Origin of the sequence: Anabaena sp. AL93 (assembly GCF_001672085.1) — a bacterium.
GTDB lineage: Bacteria > Cyanobacteriota > Cyanobacteriia > Cyanobacteriales > Nostocaceae > Dolichospermum > Dolichospermum heterosporum.
The window spans coordinates 1-6,504 of sequence record NZ_LJOU01000170.1 but is presented as its reverse complement, the minus strand read 5'-3'; the positions used below and the strand labels follow the sequence as shown (position 1 = coordinate 6,504).

Genomic DNA, 6,504 nt, shown 5'->3' with positions numbered 1-6,504 from the left:
ATAAATTACCATCCTGAAAATCCTTTAATCCTGGGTATCCTGATTCTGACAAATGCAATTTTCATCACCAAACAAACCATCTATAAATTACCATCCTGAAAATCCTTTAATCCTGGGTATCCTGATTCTGACAAATACAACTTTCATCACCAAACAAACCATCTATAAATTACCATCCTGTCAATCCTTTAATCCTGGTTATCCTGATTCTGACAAATGCAATTTTCATCACTAACAAACCATCTATAAATTACCATCCTGTCAATCCTTTAATCCTGGTTATCCTGATTCTGACAAATACAACTTTCATCACCAAACAAACCATCTATAAATTACCATCCTGTCAATCCTTTAATCCTGGTTATCCTGATTCTGACAAATACAACTTTCATCACCAAACAAACCATCTATAAATTACCATCCTGTCAATCCTTTAATCCTGGTTATCCTGATTCAGAATATTTTTCTGTAACTCTTAAATGTTAAAACTTACAAGTCTCGACGCGAGAGAAGAGACAACTTCCCCTGTTCGTCCCATCCCCCCAATACCCCTCATACCCCACCCTTCCCAAACGTCTATATCATTGCGTTGTGTTAGATCCCCGACTTCTTGAAGAAGTCGGGGATCTGAGATGTATAATATTAACTATTTTTCCCAGTAATGGATAGTCCTTCTACTATCAGCGATGGTGTATAACAAGAACCATTCCAATCCGCATCTCCACCTAGTTGCACCACTTGTTTTAGGGCTGTGTAGACGTTACCTGCTACCATTGTATCTTTGACTCTGCCAATTATTTGCCCGTTTTTGACCCGATATCCCAAATCAACATTGATGGAAAAATCACCTGATAGTCCGCTACAACTACCTAACATTTGATCGATAATTAAGCCATCATCCATCTTTTTAATCAAGTCTAATAGGGAAAGATCACCAGGTTGAATCAGGAAGTTAAATAATCCAGGAGTGGGATAACTACCTAAGCCAGGGCGAAAACCATTACCAGTGCTACCGCTGTTTAATTGTTGTCCAGTAGTGCGATCGCTATAAAAATTCCGTAAAATCCCATTTTCGATAAATATCAATGACTGGGTAGGTTGACCTTCATCATCAAAGGGACAACTATAGGGACCAGCTTTTGGGTTTTGGTAAAGGGTCAGGGTGGGGGCAATAACTGGTTTACCCAATCTATCTGCCCAGGGGGAAGCTTTTTCCAAGATGTGTTTACCATTCAAAGCTGATTGCACAGTTCCCCACAGCATATCTGCTGCTTTGGAAGTGAACAATACAGGACTACGACCACTGGGACTAGGAATGTTTTCTTTAGCCCAATTTAATCGCTGTAAAATTTGGCTGGCTACTTTCTCTGGGTTGAGTTTATCGCGTTGAGTTTGACCATCAGCAACACTGAGAAAATCATCACCTCTCACCCATTCCGCTGACATATAGCAGCTAAGTGTGGTGTCGGTGTAGTGAGAATCTAAACCTTTGCTGTTGATCAGTCTAGTGTTTTCTATATCGCATTCCCAGTCACTATGGCAAAGAATATCTGGATAGACATCACGAATTAAGGCGATCGCTTCTTTGCCCCAGTTAATCAACATCTCTACGGATACAGATGTGCCTAAATCTGAGTAAGAATCCTCGCCATAAGTCCCTAATTCTACTGTTTCCGGTGGATTTAATTGACTCAGTGCCAAAGATTTCTCCACCATAGCTTGGGGATCAACATCGCCATAAGCCACCGTCAAACCGGGACAACCATTCCGCCATAGCCGTAGGGCTGTACCCTCAGATTGACTGGTTTCTAGTTGTTTGAGACGGTTAGCCTCAAAAAAAACTGGTCGAGAAAGCGATCGTGATTGATATACTTCCGCAGCCTCAGCGCCAGATTTGAGGGCAAGTTCTAGCAGTTGTTCCGCCAGTGTATCTTGTAACAAATTTGCAGAACCCATGTCCCTTTATGAATTATGGATTTTGGATATAAATCGCTTAATAGACGTACATCATTATCCCATTAGCGTGTCATCAACAGTTACAAAAAAGGGAACAGGGAACAGGGAACAGGGAACAGATAAGAAACACTCATTTGCACCAGTTTAGAGCTTATCCCTGCTTGTACCCTCATGGCAAATTGATTTCTTGTAACAGCCAAAAGCCCGCAAAATATTGGGATTGAGAATCGGACTGGACACCAATAAAATGTACGCCATTGGCTTGTTCCTTAGCTACCGCAAAGCCCTGTGCTTCTGCCAAAAGTTCAGGAGTGCGGATATTAGCCACCACCCAACTTTCCGTAGCCCCCGTTTCTAAAATCAACCTGTTGCCTTGCTTGGTGTCAAAGTGCAAATAAGCCATTTCTAAACCAGACATCCAACCCGCTATGGGTAAAGCCCTGGGGGAGAAAATCAAAATTCCTGGAATCCGAGTTTCTGGAGATAATTGCGCCAACTCTAGGGGAAAAGCTTCACCAAAGCCAATTTCCCAATCCGGCATTTCCGCCAAATCACTAGCCTCTAAAGTCACAAAAGCCCATTGTTTTCCTTCCAACGCATCTGGTAATCGCTGGGGCAAGGGTCTATCTAAACGCACCGAAGGATTAACTACCCCCTGATATCCTGGTTCTTGGGGATAAACTTCCTTCATTCGCTGCTGTATCCACTGGTTGAGAACCAACGTCCGCCGACTTGGTACGGCGGGTACTCCCACGTCTTCACAGGATTTGGTGATCATGTTATTCATTTGGCGGCGGAAAAAGCGGATTTTGGTAGGTGCTGTACCAGCTTCTTCTATCGCTTCCTGGATTGCTGTCCGTAGCCAACCCGAATTTACCTGGGTACTTGGGCAATATTTAGCATAGCGAAACAGAGAATCCGTTGGTGTACCAATATCTACAGGACTTTCGCACACCAACATTTCCCACACTTTTTTCTGATTTTCGTCCAAAATCGGACGGGAGTAAAAATCGAGTTCCCAGTACATTTTTCTCTGGCTGCCCATGTTTTAGCGGTAAAAATCTGATGACTTAAATATTTGTGATTTCCTAACTTTACCAATTTACAGGAGCATTGATATTTACTAATTTTGGAGAATAACAATATACGCTTTTACAAAAAATAGATGCAATATAATGTACTAAAAAGGAAGATCCAGTCTCTATCCTTGACAGTAGCGTTGGGCTTGAGATTGATATATATTACGGCTTATGTGAATTAAATGCTGAAACCCTTGTAATACCGTTGATGATTCTGGAATTATCGTTCTAGAGAACTCTGGAAACCCTGATAGAACCACAATATTTTTAACTCGCATAAGGCGTATATTTGTAAAGAGCGATCGCATTTTTGGATCTAACTGTATATTTGTTATCACCATTTGGTGATTTGGATTTGTTTACTCTAAGAGAACTCCACAAAAAAGATGATCCAATCTTGTGGGATGTGGGATGGGCATCTTGCCCGTCCTTGTATTATTAGCGGGCAAGATGCCCGCACCACAAGAAATTTTAGGATATTTTTTTAATTGGAAGTCTCTAATATGTAAGTGAGCGAGGGGGAAACCGGAAAAATTAGTTCCCTCCCCAAAGCATCGGGGAGGGTTAGGGTGGGTAATTTGAGGAATAATGGTGATTCGATAACTTGTGTGTATACCGTAGCCTTTTAGGAGCTATCGTGTACACACAAATTAAAACTGTTCCCTGTTAAGAGTTCCCAGTTAAGAGTTCCCTGCCCTCACAGATAACTTTTCCAGCAAACCCTAAATAGAGTTTGTCAACTCATCAAACTTGGCACGAACCACCTGTATATCTTGCCACATGAGCCATTTAGGCTTTCCTTTTTCCCGTGAAGGATTACGCAACAAGTAAGAGGGATGAAAAATAGGCATACATAAGCGCCCTTCCCACTCCAACCATTGACCACGAATTTTAGTAATCGGACGGTTATCACCAATCACACCCTTCACAGAAGTTGCACCTGTTAATAAGATAATTTTTGGGTCAACCAGGCGAATCTGCTCAAATAAATATGGTTTACAAGCAGCAGCCTCTTCATTAGTCGGTACACGGTTTTCCGGTGGTCTACACTTACAAATATTGGCAATATATATATCTCTTTCTGTACTTAAATTTACTGAAGCTAAGATACTTTCTAGTAATTGTCCTGATCTACCCACAAATGGTAAACCTGTTTCATCCTCATTTTTCCCCGGTGCTTCTCCAATAATCATAATATCGGCTTGGAGATTACCACGCCCAACCACAGCATGAGTACGGTTTTGGGCTAACGCACAACGCTGACAGCCATTGCAATGTTTTGTCAATTCCTCTACATTCTCATAAGTTCCCGGCGGAATGGGAATTTTATTACTTGTAGTAATTAGCTCTCTTTGGTTTAAGCTGGAGTTATCAAATAAACTAAGTTGAGTCTCATGCTGCATGGAATTTAGAATGGTAACTGGAAACTTCAGAATATTAACGCAAATAAGTAGGTTAGCATTGAAAATCGTCGTTATGGCAAGGCAAGAGGCAAGAGTGAAGAGGATTTGGGCGATTTTACTTTTCGTTACATATTTCGGTTTTTTCCGTTCACCTACTTATTACCACCCATCCTATCAATTAATAGACAGAATGAGATTGGGGCTTTGTCTACCTCATCACAAGTATCGCCCTTTTTTCCAGACAGCACACTCTAATTAATCAAGTTTTAAAGCATTAACTGGCACATCATCCCAAGATTTGACTGTTCGTAATTTTGCAATCCAGCCCTCTGCCTTTTGAGAGTTCGTGAGATTAGTCTTAAACGACTCATGACAATCTCTAGCCTGAGATTCATCACAAGAGGCAATACAGGCGTGAATCAGTCCAGAAGGATCAATTTGTTCATTCACCCAAATATTCATAGTTTATATTTTGAAAATATCGTGTTAAAACCGTCATCTTTAATTTTATAATACTTATTAAATTTAGGGACTTCCAATTAAAAAAATACCCAAAAATTTCTTGTGGTGCGGGACGAATTGCCCGCTAATCATCAAGGACGGGCAGGATGCCCATCCCACAAAATTGGTTAATTTATTTTTTGGTGTTCCCTTATGTACAGAAATAAGCAAAATTCAAGCGAGTATTTAATATCACCAGTTCTTCCCAGATTCCTATTCCCAATTCCTTCCTAATCCCATGAGTGCAGAAATTATTTGCGTTGGTACAGAAATGCTGCTAGGAGATATCCTCAACAGCAATGCCCAATATCTTGCTCAACAATTAGCACAGTTAGGCATTCCTCACTACTATCAAACCGTCGTCGGCGATAATCCAGACCGACTCAAAGAAGTTATAGAAATTGCTGCTTCCAGAGTACAAATTCTCATTTTCACAGGTGGTTTAGGACCCACACCCGATGATCTCACCTGCGAAACTATCGCTGATTTTTTTGGCGTTCCTCTCATAGAACGAGCCGATATTGTCGAAGATATAGCCGAAAAATTTGCCCAACGGGGACGAATAATGTCCGCTAATAATCGCAAACAAGCCTTAATTCCCCAAGGTGCAGAAATTTTACCCAACCCTACAGGAACAGCACCGGGTATTATTTGGCAACCCCGTCCAGGATTAACTATTTTTACTTTCCCTGGTGTTCCCAGCGAAATGTATCGAATGTGGACCGAAACCGCAGTACCTTTCCTGAAAAGTCAAGGTTGGGGAAAGGAAATTATTTATAGTCGCAGTTTAAGATTTTGGGGAATTGGAGAATCTGCTTTAGCCGAAAAAGTAGCCCCCTACTTTAATTTAACTAATCCCACAGTAGCCCCCTATGCAGGCAAGGGAGAGGTCAGACTGCGAATCTCTGCTAAAGCCACAGACGCAACAACCGCAGAAGCTTTAATTGCACCCATTGAAAAACAACTAATAGAAATTGCTGGCTTAGATTATTATGGCATTGACAATGACACCCTTGCTGCTGTCGTTGGTAATTTATTAAAGTCTGCGGGAGAAACCCTATCTGTAGCCGAATCTTGCACCGGTGGGGGACTGGGGCAAATGTTAACGGAAATTTCTGGTAGTTCTGATTACTTTTGGGGTGGGGTAATTGCCTACGATAATTCTGTCAAAGTTGGACTATTAGGAGTCAACCCAGAGGATTTAGAGGAATTTGGGGCAGTAAGTGCGACAGTAGCTGAACAAATGGCTATTGGCGTTAAAAATCGGCTTTCAACCACTTGGGGATTAAGTATTACAGGCATTGCTGGACCAACCGGGGGAACCCAAACCAAACCAGTGGGTTTAGTCTATATTGGTTTAGCTGGTCCTGGTAATGAAGTAATCAGTTTTGAACATCGCTTCGGAACAATTCGGGGACGGTCTTTAATTCGTTATGTAAGTGCAAATACAGCCTTAGATCATCTGCGGCGACATCTGCTCACAAGCTAGTAGTCTGTTAACCCGAAAATGACGGGTGAAGGCAAGTAGGGGGGGTTAGGGGGGTAGGAGATGTAGGGGATGTAGG

Annotated in this window: 6 protein-coding genes; 1 reads left to right on the top strand and 5 read right to left on the bottom strand. The window is 41.7% G+C overall.

The features are described 5' to 3' along the window. Positions 1-642: 642 nt before the first annotated feature. From AN486_RS25875 to AN486_RS25855, 5 genes are all read right to left on the bottom strand, one after another. Positions 643-1,956 carry a TldD/PmbA family protein gene (locus tag AN486_RS25875; RefSeq protein WP_053538128.1) on the bottom strand — a complete coding sequence of 438 codons (1,314 nt, stop codon included), beginning with the start codon at positions 1,954-1,956 and terminating at the stop codon, positions 643-645. Between the two features lie 169 nt (positions 1,957-2,125). Then, positions 2,126-3,001, bottom strand: coding sequence for a Tab2/Atab2 family RNA-binding protein (locus AN486_RS25870; RefSeq protein WP_290602984.1), 876 nt, complete (start codon positions 2,999-3,001; stop codon positions 2,126-2,128). Between the two features lie 156 nt (positions 3,002-3,157). Further along, positions 3,158-3,376: a hypothetical protein gene (locus tag AN486_RS25865; protein ID WP_290602982.1), complete on the bottom strand. Its 219-nt coding sequence runs from the start codon at positions 3,374-3,376 to the stop codon at positions 3,158-3,160. Positions 3,377-3,757: 381 nt separating this feature from the next. Then, a complete protein-coding gene (locus AN486_RS25860) occupies positions 3,758-4,438 on the bottom strand; it encodes a uracil-DNA glycosylase (RefSeq protein ID WP_053538130.1) in 681 nt (226 codons plus the stop codon). Positions 4,439-4,693: 255 nt separating this feature from the next. Continuing rightward, positions 4,694-4,900: a hypothetical protein gene (locus AN486_RS25855; RefSeq protein ID WP_053538132.1), complete on the bottom strand. Its 207-nt coding sequence runs from the start codon at positions 4,898-4,900 to the stop codon at positions 4,694-4,696. A gap of 277 nt (positions 4,901-5,177) precedes the next feature. Here AN486_RS25855 and AN486_RS25850 point away from each other — a divergent pair, with 277 nt between their 5' ends. Beyond that, on the top strand, positions 5,178-6,428 hold the full coding sequence (locus AN486_RS25850) for a competence/damage-inducible protein A (protein WP_290602981.1): 1,251 nt from the start codon (positions 5,178-5,180) through the stop codon (positions 6,426-6,428). Positions 6,429-6,504 lie beyond the last annotated feature (76 nt).

What these genes read in the sequence shown, in the direction of transcription:
- AN486_RS25865 (WP_290602982.1), bottom strand. Translation starts at nt 3,376, where the DNA reads ATGGTGATAACAAATATACAGTTAGATCCAAAAATGCGATCGCTCTTT.
- AN486_RS25850 (WP_290602981.1), top strand. Translation starts at nt 5,178, where the DNA reads ATGAGTGCAGAAATTATTTGCGTTGGTACAGAAATGCTGCTAGGAGAT.
- AN486_RS25870 (WP_290602984.1), bottom strand. Translation starts at nt 3,001, where the DNA reads ATGGGCAGCCAGAGAAAAATGTACTGGGAACTCGATTTTTACTCCCGT.
- AN486_RS25875 (WP_053538128.1), bottom strand. Translation starts at nt 1,956, where the DNA reads ATGGGTTCTGCAAATTTGTTACAAGATACACTGGCGGAACAACTGCTA.
- AN486_RS25860 (WP_053538130.1), bottom strand. Translation starts at nt 4,438, where the DNA reads ATGCAGCATGAGACTCAACTTAGTTTATTTGATAACTCCAGCTTAAAC.
- AN486_RS25855 (WP_053538132.1), bottom strand. Translation starts at nt 4,900, where the DNA reads ATGAATATTTGGGTGAATGAACAAATTGATCCTTCTGGACTGATTCAC.